19 protein-coding genes are annotated in these 18,497 nt (G+C 57.7%); 8 read left to right on the top strand and 11 right to left on the bottom strand.

Translation table 11 applies throughout. The annotated features are described in order from the left end of the window. Positions 1–11 precede the first annotated feature (11 nt). Together EI77_RS04515 and EI77_RS04510 are read left to right on the top strand one after the other, a co-directional pair. The gene (locus EI77_RS04515; protein WP_133793547.1) at positions 12–512 is read left to right on the top strand and encodes an NADH-quinone oxidoreductase subunit NuoE family protein; all 501 of its coding nucleotides are present in this window, start codon (positions 12–14) and stop codon (positions 510–512) included. Between the two features lie 69 nt (positions 513–581). After that, positions 582–1,496, top strand: coding sequence for a diacylglycerol/lipid kinase family protein (locus EI77_RS04510; RefSeq protein ID WP_133793546.1), 915 nt, complete (start codon positions 582–584; stop codon positions 1,494–1,496). 146 nt (positions 1,497–1,642) lie between these two features. Here EI77_RS04510 and hemA read toward each other — a convergent pair whose 3' ends face one another. Together hemA and ccsA are read right to left on the bottom strand one after the other, a co-directional pair. Then, the gene (gene hemA, locus EI77_RS04505; RefSeq protein ID WP_133793545.1) at positions 1,643–2,722 is read right to left on the bottom strand and encodes a glutamyl-tRNA reductase; all 1,080 of its coding nucleotides are present in this window, start codon (positions 2,720–2,722) and stop codon (positions 1,643–1,645) included. A 2-nt stretch (positions 2,723–2,724) separates the two neighbouring features. Next, positions 2,725–3,501 carry a cytochrome c biogenesis protein CcsA gene (gene ccsA / locus EI77_RS04500; RefSeq protein WP_133793544.1) on the bottom strand — a complete coding sequence of 259 codons (777 nt, stop codon included), beginning with the start codon at positions 3,499–3,501 and terminating at the stop codon, positions 2,725–2,727. 213 nt (positions 3,502–3,714) lie between these two features. Between ccsA and EI77_RS04495 the strand changes: the two genes are divergently transcribed. Further along, the gene (locus EI77_RS04495) at positions 3,715–3,948 is read left to right on the top strand and encodes a hypothetical protein (protein WP_133793543.1); all 234 of its coding nucleotides are present in this window, start codon (positions 3,715–3,717) and stop codon (positions 3,946–3,948) included. 112 nt (positions 3,949–4,060) lie between these two features. Here the strand turns inward: EI77_RS04495 and EI77_RS04490 are convergent, their stop codons facing one another. The 4 genes from EI77_RS04490 to EI77_RS23260 are packed head-to-tail and all read right to left on the bottom strand — an operon-like array spanning position 4,061 to position 7,381. Next, positions 4,061–4,657, bottom strand: a complete 597-nt coding sequence (locus EI77_RS04490) for a cbb3-type cytochrome c oxidase N-terminal domain-containing protein (protein WP_133793542.1) — start codon at positions 4,655–4,657, stop codon at positions 4,061–4,063. Positions 4,658–4,671: 14 nt separating this feature from the next. After that, positions 4,672–4,827 (bottom strand): hypothetical protein, encoded by a 156-nt coding sequence (locus EI77_RS23265; RefSeq protein ID WP_166647032.1) that lies wholly within the window; start codon positions 4,825–4,827, stop codon positions 4,672–4,674. Between the two features lie 10 nt (positions 4,828–4,837). Then, the gene (ccoN, locus tag EI77_RS04485; protein WP_133793541.1) at positions 4,838–7,225 is read right to left on the bottom strand and encodes a cytochrome-c oxidase, cbb3-type subunit I; all 2,388 of its coding nucleotides are present in this window, start codon (positions 7,223–7,225) and stop codon (positions 4,838–4,840) included. Positions 7,226–7,231: 6 nt separating this feature from the next. Continuing rightward, positions 7,232–7,381: a hypothetical protein gene (locus EI77_RS23260; protein WP_166647031.1), complete on the bottom strand. Its 150-nt coding sequence runs from the start codon at positions 7,379–7,381 to the stop codon at positions 7,232–7,234. Between the two features lie 115 nt (positions 7,382–7,496). Between EI77_RS23260 and EI77_RS04480 the strand changes: the two genes are divergently transcribed. Then, a complete protein-coding gene (locus tag EI77_RS04480) occupies positions 7,497–8,819 on the top strand; it encodes a Gfo/Idh/MocA family protein (RefSeq protein WP_133793540.1) in 1,323 nt (440 codons plus the stop codon). Positions 8,820–9,028: 209 nt separating this feature from the next. Then, positions 9,029–10,456: a pectate lyase gene (locus tag EI77_RS04475; RefSeq protein WP_166647030.1), complete on the top strand. Its 1,428-nt coding sequence runs from the start codon at positions 9,029–9,031 to the stop codon at positions 10,454–10,456. Between the two features lie 16 nt (positions 10,457–10,472). On the opposite strand, the gene EI77_RS04470 is transcribed toward EI77_RS04475, so the two are convergent. From EI77_RS04470 to EI77_RS04450, 5 genes are all read right to left on the bottom strand, one after another. Then, on the bottom strand, positions 10,473–12,791 hold the full coding sequence (locus tag EI77_RS04470) for a ComEC/Rec2 family competence protein (protein ID WP_166647029.1): 2,319 nt from the start codon (positions 12,789–12,791) through the stop codon (positions 10,473–10,475). A gap of 84 nt (positions 12,792–12,875) precedes the next feature. Beyond that, entirely contained in the window at positions 12,876–13,511 is a 636-nt protein-coding gene (locus tag EI77_RS04465; protein WP_133793537.1) for a tetratricopeptide repeat protein, read from the bottom strand. Between the two features lie 39 nt (positions 13,512–13,550). Beyond that, the gene (msrB, locus tag EI77_RS04460) at positions 13,551–14,153 is read right to left on the bottom strand and encodes a peptide-methionine (R)-S-oxide reductase MsrB (protein ID WP_133793536.1); all 603 of its coding nucleotides are present in this window, start codon (positions 14,151–14,153) and stop codon (positions 13,551–13,553) included. 64 nt (positions 14,154–14,217) lie between these two features. After that, positions 14,218–14,955 (bottom strand): RNA polymerase sigma factor, encoded by a 738-nt coding sequence (locus EI77_RS04455; protein ID WP_133793535.1) that lies wholly within the window; start codon positions 14,953–14,955, stop codon positions 14,218–14,220. A gap of 158 nt (positions 14,956–15,113) precedes the next feature. Next, complete coding sequence (locus EI77_RS04450) at positions 15,114–16,550, bottom strand: outer membrane protein assembly factor BamB family protein (RefSeq protein WP_166647028.1); 1,437 nt, start codon at positions 16,548–16,550, stop codon at positions 15,114–15,116. Positions 16,551–16,627: 77 nt separating this feature from the next. Here EI77_RS04450 and EI77_RS04445 point away from each other — a divergent pair, with 77 nt between their 5' ends. Genes EI77_RS04445 through EI77_RS04435 form a run of 3 tightly spaced genes read left to right on the top strand, consistent with a single transcriptional unit; the run spans position 16,628 to position 18,455 of the window. Further along, positions 16,628–17,032: a Dabb family protein gene (locus tag EI77_RS04445; RefSeq protein WP_133793533.1), complete on the top strand. Its 405-nt coding sequence runs from the start codon at positions 16,628–16,630 to the stop codon at positions 17,030–17,032. Positions 17,033–17,090: 58 nt separating this feature from the next. Then, entirely contained in the window at positions 17,091–17,663 is a 573-nt protein-coding gene (gene rlmB, locus EI77_RS04440; RefSeq protein WP_133793532.1) for a 23S rRNA (guanosine(2251)-2'-O)-methyltransferase RlmB, read from the top strand. Between the two features lie 54 nt (positions 17,664–17,717). Next, a complete protein-coding gene (locus EI77_RS04435; RefSeq protein WP_133793531.1) occupies positions 17,718–18,455 on the top strand; it encodes an ATPase in 738 nt (245 codons plus the stop codon). Positions 18,456–18,497: the final 42 nt, after the last annotated feature.

The raw sequence follows: 18,497 nt of genomic DNA, 5'->3' as shown, positions 1-18,497 counted from the left end.
TGAATTTCAAGATGGCATTCGCAGTCCCCGCAGAGTTGGAGAGCAAGATGGACGAGGTAATCACGCATTACCCGGTGTCCAAACGCAGCGCCGTTCTGCCCCTGCTGCATCTGATGCAGGAGCATTACCGCTACATCAGCGATGACATCGTCACCTGGGTGGCGGCCAAGCTGGGCCTAGAGCCGATCCAGGTGCTGGAGGTGGTGACCTTTTATCCAGGCTTCCGCCAGAGCGCTCCCGGGAAGTATCACATCCGTGTCTGCCGCACGCTTTCCTGTGCGATGACAGGCAGCTATGAGCTGATGGATTCTCTCTGCAAAGAGGCGAAGATTGACCGCAGCCATTGCGACCATCATCACCCCATCGCCGTGAGTGAAGATGGCAAATACAGCATCGAATTTGCTGAATGCTTGGCTAGCTGCGGCTTCGGCCCCGTGTGCATGGTGGAGGATGATTTCTTTGAGAAAGTGGAGCCTTCCAAGGCGGGCGAGCTGCTGGCAAAGTATGCCTGAAGAGGCCGACTTTACGTTGGCAACTGTTGCTTGTGATCCAGGCCGTTTTGGGGGATAAGCACAGCCCCCATGCCTGCGAGAATCCCCGTTATTCTAAATCCCGCTGCCCGCAGTACGCAGGCGGCGGCACGTGAGAAGGCCCTGCGTGCATTATCACCCGAGCCAGAGCTGGTCCTGACCGAGTATCCAGGACAGGCCACGGAGATTGCCGAAAAGCTGGCGCGTGAAGGGCATCCGCTGATCGTGGCTGCTGGCGGGGATGGTACGATGAATGAGATTCTCCAAGGCATCTGCCGGGTGAATGCCGGGCGTGCCCCAGGGGAGCCGCATACCGCGTTGGGCGTGCTGCCCGTAGGGACGATGAATGTCTTTTCACTCGAGCTTGGGCTGCCCAGTCCAGACATCGCCGCATGCTGGGCGCAAATTTCCAGCGGACGCCTGCGAGAGCTTGATTTGTGGATGGCCAATGAGCAGTACTTTGTACAATTGGCCGGCGTGGGCTTCGATGCGGAGATCATCCAGGAGACTTCATGGGAGAGCAAAAAACGCTTTGGACCGCTGAGTTATGTGATGTCCGCCATGCAGGTGCTGACCCGGAAACCGCCCGTGCTGACCGTGACGGTGGAGGGACGCCCGGCCATGCATGGCTCTGTCGTGCTAGTGGGAGGCGGCAAGCACTACGGAGGGCCGGTGCAGGTTTTCCCGAAGGCGAACAATCAGGATGGGCTGCTGGATGTGCTGATCTTTCGCGGGCTGGGCGGCTGGGAGTTTGCGCAGATGCTGCGTGGAATCCTGGAGGGCGGATATGAACCGGCGGAGGACCTGGATTACGTGCAGTTGCGGGAGTTTACCGTCACGGCAGATCCGCTGGCACCTGTGGAGGTAGATGGAGAGCTGGCCGGGTTCGGCACGCCCGTTGTGTTTAAGGCGGCACCGTTTAAGATGCAGGTGGCGGGGGGAGGGGTTGTGGGTAGTTTGGATTAGCCGCAGTGGGGCAGAGAGGCGGAGGTGGCAGAGGTATGAAATAAATCAGGGATGAACGGGATCAGATGAGATCCGTCCGCCGCTTCTTTGCTCCTCCGCCCCTTTGCGGTAAAACACGAATGAGCCCAAATGAGGGAGGCAAATGTTTAAATGACCACCTGGCTGCTGGCTGCCAGCGGGACGGCGTGATGGGTGAAGCCGTATTTTTCCAGGTGGTCTTCAATGATGCGCTCACAGGCGCTGAGCTGGCGCTCACGCTCGCGGCGACCGTCGTCGGCGATGGCCTGGAGGGCGTCAATGTCGTAGAGATAAACGCCTTCGATCTCGTTGACGGCGGGGTCCACGTCGCGGGGGACGGCGATGTCAATGATGAGCAGGGGATCCCAGCGGCGCTTGCGCATGACTTGGTCGATGAGCTCCGGCTTGATGACGAAATGCGGTGCGCTGGTGCTGGAGATGATGACGTCCACCTCGTGGAGGGCGTGTTCCCATTCATCGAATTTCATGGCGGTGCCCTTCATCTCGGTGGCCAGCTCGACGGCGCGGTCATAGCTGCGGTTCGATACGATGATGCTCTGGGCTCCGCGGGAGAGGAGGCTCTGGGCGCAGGTGCGGCTCATTTCACCAGCGCCGACGAGCATGACGCGGCACTGTTTGAGGTCGTGCACTTTTTCCGCCAGATCTACGGCGACAGAGCCGACGCTGGTGGAGCCGCGCTGGATGGTGGTGTCGTGGCGTACTTTTTTTCCGACCGTGAAGGCCTGTTGGAAAAGCTTGTTGAGTGAGCGGCCAGTGCTGCCGGTTTCCAGGGCAACCTTATACGCTTGTTTGACCTGTCCGAAGATTTCGGTCTCGCCGAGAACCATGCTATCCAGGCCGCTGACGACGCGGAAAAGGTGGCGGGCGGCTTCATCAGAGCGCAGCCGGTATGTGACGAGGGCTTCGGCCTGCTCCGGGGGCAGCTCAAAGCGGCGTACGAGGTATTCCACCAGGGTCTGGTGGGCCTGGAGGGGGTCCGTCAGGGAATGGGTGGCGTAGAGCTCCACCCGGTTGCAGGTGCTGAGGATGACGCTTTCTTCGAAACCAGGAAGCTGGCGGATTTCCTGGACGGCATCCGGGACTTTGGATTCCGGGAATGCGACGCGCTCCCGTACCTCCACGGGGGTGGTGCGATAATTCAGGCCCAGGCAGACCAGATGTTCACTTGTGGTGGTTGGGAAGGTCATTGTCAGGTCACCAGCCACAGGGAAATGAAGGGGATGACAAATCCCACGGCGGCCAGCCAGGCAGTCTGGCGTGGGGAGAGGGTGTGCCGCCAGGTGATGAACCCCATGACGGCATAAAGGCCCCAGACACCCCAGGCGAAGATGAGCTTGGGGTTGGTAATGGGGGTGTCCAGTTTAAAGGTGATGGCCAGGCTGGCGCTCAGGAGGATGAGGCCCAGCAGGAGCTGGCGCTGGATGGCTTTGGCCAGGCCTTGAATGGGCGGGAGCTGATAAAATAGGCCGCCGATGAGGTGCTTTTTCAGGAAACGCTCCTGCAGCAGGTACATGACGCCAGTGATGCAGGCCAGGGCGAAGGCGGCGTAGGCGATGAGGGCCAGGGCGGCATGCAACTCCACCCAGGCATCAATTTTGGCCTTGGCAGGATAATCAGGAAACGCACCGGGCAGGAGAAAGGCGAGGGCATGCATGGCCACCACCAGCGGTGCGGTGAACATGCCCAGGAGGGAAACGCGGTAGGTGGTGCCGACGAGGAAGTAGAGCAGCACGATGCTCCAGGCGATAAAGACGAGGATATCCGAGACACTCTTCATCGGGCACTGGCCGACGACCTGCCCACGCAGGTAGATGGCGGCGGTCTGGAGCAGAAAACCGACCGTCATGGCGATGACCTGGGTCGGGCCTCGCCGCCAGTCCCCTGACTTCAGACAGGCCAGGGCAGGCACCACCGCCGCCAGAAAGGCGAAGGTGGACAGGGCGAGTGCGAGCCGGTCGGTGGTCATGGTGGGGGAACAGTTTCGCGGTGGCCGGGCACCACTGCAACTGAGAAGCTAAATACGCTTACAAGTGACCTAAATCAGGCAAAGAATTTAGATTTTGTGAAGGTTGGGAGCGGGGGGACTGGAACTGGAACGCTCCTGACATTTCGTTTATCCATGCTTACCGCAGCTTTTGCTTTGCTGAATGGCCTTCAGAACTTACACAGTTAGCACTGTATGAACGCTGCCGTTTGCCACCTTTTTGAAGAAGTGTTGCTGCTGCCCAGTGAAGCGCGAACTGAGCTAGTGGAAGCCATCTTGGAGCGAAGTACGCCATCTGAAGATTTCTTGAAACAGCAACTAGAGGTTGTTGCCGGGCGAATGGAAAATGTTCGAACGGGTGCTTCCAAGCTGATCCCCGCCCCTGAATCTCATGCGAGTGTACTCGCTTCATTGAAGAGCGGCCGATGACCGTTAGGTTTGAGGCCGAGGCGCTTGAGGAAGCTATATACTTCTGCCAGACGTACCGAAAAATCTGAGACCTGTGAGGAATTTGGGAGAATTGTAGCTGTGAAGCCCAGGCTTACTTCGGGGCCCCCAAAGGCGAATCGGCAGCGAGGGTGGCGGGTTCGCCTTTTTCGTGTTTGCTGAGGATGTAGGCGACGACTTCGACGACGCGCTGGAGGCCGAGCTGGGGTTCCCAGGGGGGCATGCCTTTGGTGAGGTCGGGGGCACCTTTACGGACGATGGTGAGGATCTGGGTGGGCTGTCCGCCGTGTTTCCATTCCTGGTCGTTGAGGGGAAGTCCGGGCAGTTTGGCCCCGGCGATGTGGGCGCTGAGATCGGCTGCGTGGCAGGCGATGCAGGTGGTGCTGTAGGTGGCGGCTCCGGCAGTGACGATCTTTTCATCCTTGGACATGGCCCAGAGCTTGTCGTCATCGATCATCTCCAACTCCCGTTTTTGGAAGTCGGCGATTTTGGCCATGGCGGTCTCAATGTTTTTTTCGTCGGACATGCCGACGCCGAACTGATAATAGGCCACCCAGGCGATGACGAAGAACACCATGGTGATATACCAGCTAAACAACCACCAGTTAGGCAGCTTTTGATCGTATTCCTGGATGCCGTCGTATTCATGTGGGCGCAGGGTGGGGCCGGAGTTAGGGGAATCGGGAGGCATGGAGGGAAAGAAGCTCAGTTATCCAGGGGCAGGTGGGAGAGGTGGTCCGCGCGGTCTTTGCGCATGATGAGGGCGTGGATGGAAAAGGTGATGAAGACGAGGGCGGTGACGCCGAAGGCGACGTAGGGCACCCAATCCAGCCAGGTTTCGTAGATGACGTATTTGTACATGGAGGTGAGGCTATTCTTGGCTGCTGGCGGCTGGGCGGTTCTGGTCAGGATTGACCGGGCCGGGGATGAGGCCGGGGGCGGTGGGATATTTTTGGAGTTTGTCCTCCACCTCCAGGGTGTCGTATTTGCCGAGCTTTTGCAGATAGGCGATGAGGGCGACGATCTGGGTATCCGGTGCGGCTGTGAGTTTGTCTTCCTTGAGTTTTTCGACAATTTCGATGCCTTGCTTGATGGCGTTTTCTTTGATCTCCAGATCAGTCATCGCAGGGTAGGGGACGCCGAGGCGGACCATGGCGGCGATTTTTTTCGGCAGGGTTTTCTGGTCGAACTTGGTGGTGAAGAGATGCGGATAGGCGGGCATGTTGGAGCCCACGGAGGTGCTGCGCGGATCCATCATGTGATTGAAATGCCAGCTATGGGGATAGCGGCTGCCTTCACGGGCCAGGTCTGGCCCGGTGCGCTTGGACCCCCATTGGAAGGGATGGTCATAAATGCTTTCACCCAGGCGGCTGTAGTCGCCATAGCGCAGCACATCCGGCAGGAGGGTGCGGATCATCTGACTGTGGCAGTTGTAGCAGCCTTCACTGACGTAGATGTCGCGGCCGGTGAGTTCCAGCGGGGTGTAAACCTGCTGGATGCGGTCCTCCATGTTCTTGGCCCGGTTCACCATGACGGTGGGGATGATCTGGATGAGGCCGCCGAGGGCGACGGCGATGAAGGTGAGGATGGTGAAGGGAAGCCAGTTTTCTAACAAACGTTCATACCACTGTGACCAGGTGTGATGGGAGGTGGTGAATTTCCTCACGGCGATGGCACCAAAGATAAGCGCACAGACCAGGGCGGTGATGTCCGCTCCTTTAGGCAGGAAGATCCAGCCCATGAGGAGGAAGAGACCGCCGAAGAAGTACGTGACCGGGTCAGAGAGAAAAGTGTCTTTGACCCCCATGTTATCCACGCTGTTGCGCTCAAGGATCGCGACTTCGCGGGTTTCATTGACGGGCTGGCCGCTGCGGGCTGTCTTCCAGAGATTCCAGAGCATGAGACCCATGCCGACGAGGTACATGGAGCCGCCGATGATGCGGAAGGCCATCATGGGGCGGATGGCGGTGAGGGTCTCGATGAAATTCGGATAAGTCAGCGCTGTGCCAGCGGCGTTGGTGGAATTTAGCATCAGCCCCTGCATGATGCCGGAGACCCACATGGCAGCGACGTAAAGGAGGATGCCCACGATGGAGATCCAGAAGTGGAAATTGGCCATCGGCACGGAGTGTAGCTTGGTGCCGTACAGACGCGGGGTGAGCCAATAAAACATGCCTGCGGCCATGAGGCCGTTCCAGCCTAGTGCCCCGCTATGGACGTGGCCGATGGTCCAGTCTGAGTAATGGGAGAGGGCATTGACAGCGCGGATGGAGAGAAGTGGGCCCTCAAAGGTGGACATGCCGTAAAAGGTGACGGCGGCGATGAAAAATTTGACGACGGGGTCGGTCCGGAGTTTGTCCCAGGCACCGCGCAGGGTGAGCAGACCGTTGAGCATGCCACCCCAGCTCGGGGCCCAGAGCATGAGGCTGAAGAACATGCCCAGCATTTGCAGCCACTTTGGCAGGGAGGTATTCAGCAGGTGGTGGGGGCCGGCCCAGATGTAAATAAAAACGAGCGACCAGAAGTGGACGATGGAAAGGCGGTAGGAATACACGGGCCGCTCCACTGCCTTCGGCAGGAAATAGTACATGATGCCCAGGATGGGAGTCGTGAGGAAAAAGGCGACGGCGTTGTGCCCATACCACCACTGTACCAGCGCGTTTTGCACCCCGGAGAAAAGGGTATAACTATGAGTCCAACTGGTGGGGATGGAAAGGTGATTGACGATGTAGAGCATCGCCACTGTGATGATGGTGGCGATGTAGAACCAGAGGGCGACATACAGGGAGGGCTCGTTACGCCGGGCCAGGGTCCAAAAGAAGTTCACCGCGAAGACGACCCAGATAAGTGCGACGGCGATGTTGATGGGCCAGATGAGTTCTGCGTATTCCTGCCCGCGAGTGTACCCTAATGGCAGGGTGATGGCGGCGGCGACAATGATGCCCTGCCATCCCCAGAAGTGGATCTTGGACAGGATGTCCGAAGCCATGCGGGCCTTGCACAGGCGCTGGGTGGAGTAGTAAATGCCGGAGAACATCATATTCCCCACGAAGGCGAAGATGACAGCATTGGTATGCAGCGGACGCAGGCGGCCAAAGGACAGCCACTGCGTAACATTGAGCTGATGAAAATTGAGCTGGGAGGCGATGATGACACCGACCAGCATGCCGACGATGCCCCAGATGATGGAGGCCCACATGAACTGGCGGACGACTTTGTCATCGAAAGTGATGAGCTGTTTTTGAGCGAGGGTGTTCATGAAAGATCAGCGGTCGGAATGGTCAGACTCCAGGGGGAGGAGGGACATTTGCTCCAGGGAACGGCGCTGCCGCTGGGAGCGCTCGGCGAAGAAAAGGACGGCAAAGAGCACCGCGAAGGCGAGGCTCATGAAAATGGTGACAGCGAAGACTTCCATACTGGCGCCAAGGAAGCCGAAGGGGGCGGGGGCTGCTCTGCGCGCCTTGTTTGAAGGTGCACCGATCTTGTGAGGTGATAAACCAGCGCTCGGTACAGCGTTGTTACCGTCCACCATGAACCGTCGCCGCTTTCTCCAGACCTCCGCTGCCTCCACCCTTGGGTTTCCTGCGATTTTACGCAGTGCCTCGCCCAATTCCATGCTCCAGGTCGCCAGCATCGGTGTGGCACGGATGGGCGGCAACACGATGCGCAGCGTGGCCCGGCATGAGAAGGTGAAGATCGTCAGCATCTGCGATGTGGATGCGAAGCACCTGGCGCAGGCAGCCAAGGACTTTCCAGACGCCAGCCAGCATAAAGACTGGCGCGAGGTGATGGCGAAGTATGGCGACAAATTTGATGCGGTGACCATTGGCACGCCAGATCACAGCCACGCCGGGCCCTGCGTGACAGCTTTGCGCGCGAAGAAGCACGTCTATCTTCAAAAGCCGATGGCACCCACGCTGCATGAGTGCCGGGTGATCACGGAAGAGGCGAAGAAAGCCGGTGTGGTGACGCAGCTCGGCAATCAGGGGCGCTCCAGCATTGAGGCACGGATGACGGTGCAGCTCATCCAGAGCGGGGCCATTGGCAAGGTGAAGGAGGTCATTATGTGGGAGAACAAACCCCTGAGCTGGTGGCCCAAAAACACGGAGCTTCGTCCGCAGGGCGATGCCATTCCAGAAGGGCTGGACTGGGATCTGTGGTGCGGGGTGCGGAATCCAGTGCCCTTTTTAAACGACACCTATCATCCGCAGAACTGGCGTGCGTGGTTTGACTTCGGCTGTGGCGAAATGGGAGACATGGGTTGCCACCATTTTGATGCGACTTTTGATGCACTGAAACTCACCGCTCCCACACGTGCCCGCCTCACCAGCGGTGGCAGCAGCGGCCCACTGTGGGGAGAGAAGCGCATCGTGGAACTGGACTTCCCCGGCAGCGAATACACAGAGGGAGACACCGTGCGAGTCACCTGGAATGATGGCGGCATGGACCCGGATATGACCAAAGTGAAGATGCCGTCTGTGCTGACGAAGTTTCCCCATTCCGGGACGTTCTGGGTGGGCACGGAAGGCAGTATTTTTAAACCCTATGGCCAGCGTCCGTTTGTGCTGCCGGAGGAAAGCTTCCCTGCGGAGAAGTATCCCAAAGGTTTGAAGGGACAAGACCACTATCACGACTGGGTAGATGCCATCCTCGCCGGCACCAAGAGCTGTGCCGATTTCAGCCATGGCGGCCCGCTCACGGAGACTGTGCTTGTCGGCACCATCACCGACCGCTTCCCCGGCCAATGGCTGGAATTCGACCGCGAGTCCTGCCAGATCAGCAACCACGAAGGCGCGAACAAGCTGGTGAAGCGGGAGTATCGGGACGGGTGGAAGGTGCCTGGGCTGGGATGAGAAAGTATTCCAGAGCTTTAGCTGGGCATGCGACAGCCCGCTCATTCGATACAGAATGGGCGGTCGGGCAGGTTGCGAGTTAAAGCTCAGGGGGAACTTTCCCCCGGCCAGCGATTTCTCCGGGATAAAAGCAACATTGGTGAAGAATGAGAGGCTTGATGAGCGTTCAGGCTGCATCTCCCGACTTTATGAAATCATTGCTTTGCCTCATGTTACCTCTTTCCGCCCTGGCGGCGGATTCGTTTCCAGATCCTGCGGAGGTGACGGCGGCGATGAAAAAGGCGACCTCGTTTTACACGGAGAAGCTGGCCGTGCATGGAGGGTATGCCTCCTCATGGACGAAGGATCTGAGCATGGCGTTTGTGGAAGGAAAGAAGGGCACGGAGATCATCTCCATGCAGCCGCCAGGAACGACAACGGTGGGGCTGGCCATGTTGAAGGGGTACCAGGCCACGGGGGATGCACAGTTTCTGGAGGCTGCCCGAGGTGCAGCGAAGGCTTTGATCGAGTGCCAGCTCGCCAGCGGTGGCTGGCTGGCGGAGTATGACTTTTCCGGTGCGTATGAGAAGAAATATCATCTGCGCAAGCATGTGCTGGCGGGGGATACGGAGCCAGGCAAGCGCGAATTCCGCAGCACGCTGGATGACAACAAGACGCAGTCCGCCCTGTTGCTTTTGCTGGAGCTGGCAAGTCTGCCGGAGAGCAAGGATGACCAAGCTTTGCAGGATTGTTTGAAATTCGGAATGGATAGTTTGTTAGGCGCTCAATACCCGAACGGAGCCTGGCCGCAGCAGTTTGAAAAACCTGCCGATCCCGCGATTCCGGTCCTGAAGGCCCGCTATCCCGCAGATTGGCCGCGCACCTTCCCAAAGGAAAAGTACACGGACTTTTATACTCTCAATGATGGAAACATGGAGAAGATTGTCCAACTGCTGTTGCGTGCCTATGACCTGACGAAAGAAGAGCGGTATCTGAACTCGGCAAAAAAGACCGGAAATTTTTTCATCCTGGCGCAGATGCCCGAGCCACAGCCCGGTTGGGCACAGCAATACAATCACCAGATGGAACCCGTTTGGGCGCGTAAATTTGAGCCGCCTTGTGTGAGTGGCGGCGAGAGCCTGAGCACTATGAAGGCATTGTATGATCTGTATGTGGTGACGGGAGATGAAAAGTATATGAAGCCTCTGCCTGCGGCCTTTGCGTGGTATGAGCGCTCCGTCCTCCCGGATGGCAAGCATGCTCGCTTCTATGAACTGAAGACGAACAAGCCGCTCTACTTTGTCAAAGACACCTATGAGCTGGTCTATGACGACAGCAACCTGCCAACACATTATGGATTTAAGCTGGACTGGATTCAAAAAGACCTGAAACAACTCCGTGAGATAATGTCCAGACCGCGTGAAGAAATACTGGCGAAACGCAGCGGACCTGACAATGAAAAAAGCTGGGCCAGCCGAGCAAAGGGAGTGGCTGATAAAACAGTCCAGGCATTGAAAGCCCAAGCACCGGAAGGCTTCTGGCTAAATGACGAGGAGATTGATGCAGGTGAGTTTGTCCGTCACTTCAACGCCATGAGCATCTATGTGGAAGGGGCCAAAAAAGGCGGAGACATTTTTGCCAAAATGCGGGCCAAGTGAAATCGGCAACGGTTGATCACCGCAGTTCCGACAAGGCGCTGAGCCTCACCGACTGGCCGTTGCCATAGCCCTTCAATTCCACGAACTCGTCCCAAAATTCGATGCCGACACTGCCGCTGGCCTCGAGGTCGAACAGCGGAATCTGCTGGGCCTGGCAATGGTCGCGGAGGCGCTGCGGTAGCGCTTCCTCGGTACGATAGGCATCGTTAGAACTGATGATGGCGCGGGGCTGTGCGGCCAATAGCAGTTCCGTGAGGCCGGAGAAATCGGCGTTGTGCTGGTGACGCACCAGGATGTCACACTGCACCGGTGCACGGCGCTCCAGCAGGCGTTTTTCCGTGATGAATCCGGCATCATTCAGCCACAGGACCCGGAATGGACCTGCCTGGATGAGGAGGACGAGTCCCCGGTCATTGGCCTTTTCATGCAGATCAGCAGGGCCTGGATGCAGCACCTGAGCAGTGACGGGCATCCCATGTCCGGAATGGAGGTTAATCAGTTCCCCCAGGCCATGCCTTTTCCAGATGGGGCCATCCGGCGGGATAGCACGACTCAAAGTCTTGAGACTGCCAGTGGCAGGATCAGAAGGCCAGGGCTCCAGGAGGCTAGTGTGGATGCGTGGATGTTTTTGCATTTTCAGCACCCGCGGAGCCGCACCCACATGAGAGATATCGCCATGGCTTAGAATAAGGCCATCCAGATTATTGATCCCATCATGCTGGAGGAATGGCCGCAGCACATAGCGCCAGTTATTGTCATTGCCGGTATCCAGCAGCCAGCGTTCCTCCCCACTGCGGAGGTATCCGGCCCCACCGCCGAAGGGGACATGCAGGACACGTATCTCAGCAGGCGGAGGTGCCTTTTCAAAACGGAGGTCCAGGGTGTAATTGGCCGCCGGAAGGCTGGCAAACCAGGTGGCCAGCATCACCATGCCTTTGGCCAGTTGAGCATTGATAACATTCAAGAAAATGGCCATGCCGCTGCAATGAAGCGTGGCGAAAGAGAGGCTGAAGCATGAAAAAATCAGGCAAAGTTCCGATGCAGGTACCAGGAAAAGATTCGAGACCAAAGCCACGGGTGTGATGCTGCCGAAATGCAGGATCATCAGCGGCAGGCTCCCCGCCCACGCCGCCGCCGTGACGGAGAAAAGCGAGGCGATTTTTAGCTTCGCCCACACGCCTAACCGTTGAAACGGAGTGGCCAGGGCGGGTGGTAAAAAGGGGTCCAGTTCACACCAGGGCCGGGCTTGCTCAGCGATGCCTCCGCTCATGAAAAGGATGGCTAAAAGGACACCAAACGAGAGCTGAAACCCCGGCAGGAAAAGCTGATGCGAATCGAAAAATAAGAGAATAAGCGCCGCCGCACCTAGCGTGTTGGGCAACTGCGATCTGCGATAAAGCAACGGGCCCGTCAGCACGATGGCCAGCATGAAGGCCGCCCGTGCTGCGGATGGCTGCCAGCCAGTGATAAAAGCATATGCAAAAACGATCAGAATAATCGCCAGGCTCATGCGCTGGGTGCCTAGCCAGCGCAGCCCCATGGATGCGATGTGAGCCAGCATGACCACGTGCAGGCCGCTGACGGCAAAGACATGTAGAGTGCCGCTGTCACGAAACGCATCTTCGATGTCTTCACCTGCGGCGTCTGAGGCTCCGAGGGCCATGGCTAATATCACGGCGGCATCCTTGTCCTCTTTTTCCAGGCCTAACGAAAGTTGCTTCGTGATCCATTGTCGTGAGGTCTCCGCTGCGTGTAAAAGATGGAATCGCAGGGCTATGGCATCCTCTTCTACCAAGTTGATTTCCTGGGCACGCAAATGGGCGATCCAGCCCATACGCAGACCATAGTTCACTGAATCGAACTGGCCTGGATTCATCGGCGGCCTGGGCAGGGAGAGGCGGCCGCTGATCTCATAGACACCCGGTGCTGTTAATGACCAGCCTTCTGGGAGCCGCACTTTGATCTTTGCCTTCAATGGCTGGAAGCTGCCATGACGTCCTGGTCTGATTGCAGTGACGCTGCATAGAGCCGCGTCTTCATCCAGCTCAGCCCCTTTGTTCCAGGGATAAAGATGGCCGCGAAGCGTGACGTCCATGGCATGATCCGCCGTCGCGAGGAGCTGGGTACGCAGCGGATGCTCGAAGGTGTCAGCCAGCCGCAGGGAATGCAGGAATCCAAAAGTCAGCATCAAGGCAGGCGCGGCTGTCCATAAGCGCCGCCGGTAAAGGAAGGGTAGCCAAACCAAAAGTGTGATCAGAATCAGCGGCCACTGGGGCTGCCAGGTTTGTCCGTCGGCCAGGAGGATGCCGGCTGCTGCGGGGACGGACAGGACCAACAGGGGATGTTTCCTCAGCCATGGTTGGAGGCATGAGGGGGAAGGCATCGCAGAATGTGCTGGGGGAATCTTGCGCCGCTAAGCTTACGGTTTCCCCGCTGCCTTGGCGCGTTGCTCTACGATGGACTTATATTCGGCCTGTTCCAGCTCGTTTAGTTTGTGGCGGGCATTAGCGCTGTGGCGCGTGTTGGGGAAGTCGGCGATGATTCCCTCCAGTAGACTGCGTGCGGCGGCAAAGTCATGAAAGTGCGCCAGTTGCAGGTCCACAATGCGGAAACGCAGAAACGTGGCATCATCCTCCGGCCACTCACGCGCGGCCAGGTGCTGCTTCAGGATGCCCATAGCACGCACAGGATCTTTAAGCCTGTCCGCACAAATTTTGGCAATTTCCGCAATGGGAAAGCTCTGCGATGGATCGGCTGCCAGCGCCTTCTCATGCTCAGCGATGGCACCTTCGTAGTCACCCTGGGCCAGTTTGGCGGCAGCTTTCAGCCCTTCATTCACCTGCACTTTTTCGCCGGATGAATAGACAATGGTTCCTATCAGGTCTCCAAACCAAGGCAAGGCGTAGAAGACTACCACCAAGCCCAGGATAAATCCGATGGCGACGAAAAACACAAGCGCCAGCCCATCATCCCCCTTCACTTTTTCCCAGCCAATCCGGATCAGCAGGATAAACAAAGCGATGAGACCCAGGCGGATGATCAGCGTGCGGTTCATGGCCTCAGTTTAGCGAGGCCAGACCGGTCTTGGCAAGCCTCAAGGTTTCTGTACTTCCACGCCAGCTTCCTTGGCCACCTCTTCTTTCTTTTTGTCCACGGCCGCATCGGTGAGCTCCAGCAGCTTGGGGGCGGCTCCACCTTTGGGGACATAGTTCAAAGCCACGCCATTGATGCAAAAGCGGCGCTTCGTGGGGGTCTTGGCGGAGACGCTTTCTCCCTCAAAGACATGCCCCAGATGGGCTCCGCAGCGTTTGCACAGCGTTTCTGTGCGGACCATGCCGTGGGCATTGTCCGCCCGCTCCAGTACGTTCTTCGCCGTGGAGGCATCATAGAAGGAAGGCCAGCCACAGCCGGAGTGAAATTTTTCTTTCGATGTGAAGAGCTCCACCCCGCAGCACACGCAGTAATAAGTGCCCTCTCCCTGCTTTTCGAATTCCTCATAAATGGCACCATAGGGGCGCTCTGTGCCTGCCTGGCGGGTGACGGCGTATTGCTCAGAAGTGAGGCGTTTTTTCCATTCAGCTTCTGTGAGGGTGACTTCGGGCTTGGGCATGGTCGGATCGGTTTTGGGTTTGTCTTCGGCGCAGGCGACGAGGGACAGGCTGGACAGGGCTATGAAAAGTAACGTGTTCTTGTTCATGATGGATGTATGGATTCAAACGTGCGAGAAAGCCCGTTGATTGCTTATTCCCGTAAAGTTGCTGTCATGAAACACTCTGGCGAAGCTGGGCCAGCTCCTCGGCGGCGGCAGCAGGGTCCTCCACCGTGTGAAGAATCTCCTGGAGCAGCGCCTCCTGGTAATCCGCCAGCATGCGCATGAGCGCTGTGCGAAAGGCCCCATACGCCATCCCGGCTTCCTGTGCCATTCGCGGGCCGTTTTCACCCCTCAGGCTGCCAGCATCCATAAGGACAGGGCGCAAGATTTTGAAAAGGTTCTCTTTCCCCCGGGCCTTGTAAAGCTCACCCACGCGGTTGAGGGCGGAACCAAGAAGCGTCAGGGTCCATTTGCGGCCGAAAATTTGTTCGGGGGTTTCATGGGACTGAAAGTGCTCATGCTGATAGCGTCTTTCCACCTCCGACTGGCTGCCGGGCATCTCTGCCTCCAGGTTGACCTCCCTGCGGCGATGCTGGTGCTGCCTTTCCCAGTTGATGACAAAGCGATCCAGGCTGACCTGAAGCATGCACCGTAGCCTGCCCTTGGTGGCATCGGCAGCCGCGAAGCTTTCATTGCGCAGCAGCTTCATCAGGAAATCCTGCAAGATGTCATCGGCATCGTGGTGGCTGTAACCGCGCCTGCGAAGGTAACAATAGAGAGGGTAGCGATATTGGAGAATGAGCTCATCCAAGGCACGCTGAGCTTCCAGTTCGGTGCCATGCCGCAACTGTGCGATGAGCGTCCACTGGGTCGCTGGCAGGTGGCTTTCCGTGGAAGTTTCACTCATGGGGGGACCACAGGATAACCTGGCTGCCCCAATCCTCAAGCGACTGCTCCTTTGAACAAGCCATGGCAGCCTAAGCCCTCTTTTAACTCCTTGATATTCAGCAGTGTTTAACAGCTTGAGCCGATGAATTCTTTTCCATGTGGGTGTGAACTCAGGCCTTATTCACCCCGCAGATCATAACAAACGATGCGTGTACCGCTTTTGCGATCCAGGGACTCGGCCTGCTGATGCACATACAGCAGACCGTGACTCAGGGCTGGCAGGCTCCAGGTATTCAAGGCGTAGAACAATTGAGTGCGTGCGGTTTCCTCACAGCCCTGAGGCGTCAGATTCAACCAATGCAGACTGCCAGTCTCACCCAGGCAGAGAAAGGCGCCATCCACACGCAGCAGGCTGGCGCGCAGGATACTCAGAGTGACGGGTTTGCTACGGCCCTGGGCGGTGGCAAAAGCCGCGTCTTCCCACTCAATGTTTTTTCCCCAGACTTCCGCCCCGGTCTCTGCATTGACGCAGACGAGGCGTGAGTTGTTTTCACGTTCGCCATCAATGGCATAAAGATGACCGTCGTGATAAACAGGAGTCATCCAGTGAACCCCGATTTTTTTCGACTGCCAGACTTCCCGGGCTTTGAAGCTTTCGTCATACTCCACCATCACGCCGCCTAACGGCTTATTCTTCGGGTAACAGGTAGTGATGAAAGCCCGATTTTTTTCCGGGATGGCCACAGGGCTGCTGCCAGTGGCCTGGATGTATTCCTCATCCCGCCAGGCGAAGCGGTCATGGACGGTGCCGGTGGCAGGGTCAATGCAGAGCAGCCCGCCGATGGCAGGATTGCTCTCACCCCCGGCATAGATGAGGATTTTCACCTGCCCATGCAATTTCGCCGGGATGGGGGAGGCATAGCTGGCCCCCCATTGGTCCTCCACCTTCCATTTCACGGTTCCAGCCTTCAGGTCAAAAGCGGCCACGGTCACCCCTTTGGTGGCCAGTTTTTCTGCGCGGTCACGGCGGTCTTCGAATCCGTCAAAAGCCTCCGCTTTCCCGCCGACATTGACGATCACCTGACCCTCCAGAATCAGCGGGGAAGAGCCTGCGCCAAAGAAGTCCTGAGGTACATGGTATTCTTTGCGAAGATCCTGCTTCCAAAGCTCCGCGCCAGTTTTCAGATCGAAGGCATGGAGCATGGAAGTCACGCCAAGCGTCACCACGATACCATTGGCGATGACCGGGCTACCACGGGGGCCATTGCCAAAACCGTATCGGTCCTGATATTCAATGGCGTAGGACTGGCTCCAATAACGTTGACCAGTTTCCCGGTTCAGGCATTCGATGGTTTCTTTGCCATCAAGGGCATGAAAAAGGACGCAGAATTCTCCGCTGATGGCCGGGGAGGTATAAGCTTCGCCAGTGGCGACTTCCCACACCGCTTTCGGGCCGCTCTCAGGCCATTTTTTGAGTAACGGTGATTCAGGGGAGGATGCGTCATCCGTTGGTCCCAGCACGCGCGGCCAGTCACTGGTCTTGGCTCCCACTGCCAGAGGTTTCGGGGGGGCATGAAAAGTCAGCCTGTCAAAGGGGGCGGGTGCTTGGGCCATCACGCTTCCAGAAAACAGTCCCAGGCAGAAAAACAGTCTCGACGCTTGCTTCATGAACTCGCAGATTAAAGACCGCTATGCAAAAAGCCATCGCCTTCTTTACCTTCGCCGCTTTGAGTCTCCTCGCCTCCTGCACAAGCTGCCCTCTGGGGCATAAAACGACTGCGCAGGGGAAGGTGGAGCATGTCGTCCTCATCTGGCTGAAAAAACCCGGCGATGCGAAGGACCGCGCAGCAGTGGTAGCTGCCGCGAAGAAATTCCAGGCGGAGATTCCCCAGATCCAGCACCTGAGCGTGGGCCAGCCCCTCCCCAGCGACCGTCCCGTGGTGGATGACAGCTTCGATGTGGGCATGGTCATCCGTTTTGCCAACCAAGCGGATCTGAGCGTGTATGAGAAGCATCCTGTGCACACCCAGGCCGTGACGGATACCCTGAAGCCGCTGGCGAAGAAGCTGCTCGTTTATGACGTGGTGACGGAATAAGCTGCATTTATCTCTCAAAGCCCTTGCGGCCCAGGCGACAGCATTTCATCACTGTTGAATGCCCAAGCCAGCTCCAGTCGCCCGCCAGAACCGTCACTCCTCACCCACCACCGGGCATGTGCCCGTGTATGATGAGGACGATCTTTCGACGCTGCTGGAGGGAAAGGAAAATCCGCTGGTCCTCATTTTGGACTGTATCCAGGATCCGCATAACCTGGGGGCCTGCCTGCGTACGGCGGACGCAGCCGGCTGTGACTGCGTGGTCATGCCCAAGGATAAATCCGCTCCCATCTCAGATACGGTCATCCGTGTTTCTTGCGGTGGAGCGGAAAACATCCCATTGGTACGCGTGACCAACCTTGCCAGGGCCATGGACAAGCTGAAAAAGCTGGGCATCTGGATCATCGGCACTGCGGATGAAACGACGAAGTCCATCTACGATATGGATATGAAAGGGCCGACCGCCATTGTCATGGGAGCCGAGGGCGACGGCATGCGCCGCCTCACTGGGGAGCACTGCGATTTCCTGGTGCGCATCCCCATGATCGGCCGGGTGCCTTGTCTAAACGTCTCCGTCGCCACCGGTGTCTCCCTCTTTGAGGTAGTGCGCCAGCGTCAAGGGAAGAAGTAGGCGCAGGCATCTCCTCTGCCGGGGCCGGGCATTTTCAGGTCGTGCAATCTCATCATGAACCCTCCCATCCTCTGCATCATTGGCGGCTGCAACGGAGCTGGCAAGACCACCTTTTCACGCGAACTCCTGCCTGCCCTCGGGGTAAAGCGTTTCCTCAATGCAGATGAAATTGCCAAAGGGCTTTCACCGCTGGATCCCACTCTGGTGGCTTTCAAGGCAGGGCGCTTGTTGCTGGAGGAAGTGGAGGTTCTTTTAGCTGCCAGATCCAGCTTCGCCATTGAATCCACCCTCAGTGGCCGGACTTACGTTTCACTCATCCGCCGGGCAAAGGAGCTGGGTTACCACTTTATCCTGCACTACCTGACTATTCATTCCCCGGCCCAGGCCATTCAGCGGGTGCGTCTGCGTGTGGGGCTGGGTGGACATCACGTGCCGGATGGGGATGTTGAACGCCGTTTTTCACGCAGTCACCGCCATTTCATCGCAGACTATCTGCCGCTTGCTGATGAATGGCATTTGTGGAACAATACCCAACCTCCATCGGTGGAGATTGCCAATTCATTGCAGGATTCTCCTGAAACTGCCCGTCAATGGTTTAACGAGATTCATCTCATGGAAACTCCCCCACGCACCATCTTGGAGCCGACCCGTATCGCCCTCGAAGCGCATCAGCGCGCAACGGCTAAGATGGTGGACTTCTACAAGCGTATGGGCATCAAGGTCACTCCGGAAATGACCCTGGCTCCTGAGCGCAAGCCTAGGACGCGCAAGGCTGCCCCTGTGAGAAAATAACCTGATCTTTCCTCTCGACTGAGCGGCCTCCTCCCTGCTTAA

The sequence above is a fragment of the Prosthecobacter fusiformis genome, from assembly GCF_004364345.1.
GTDB classification, from domain to species: domain Bacteria; phylum Verrucomicrobiota; class Verrucomicrobiia; order Verrucomicrobiales; family Verrucomicrobiaceae; genus Prosthecobacter; species Prosthecobacter fusiformis.
Note: the sequence above shows the minus strand (reverse complement) of the source record. Positions and strands in the feature narration are given on the sequence as shown.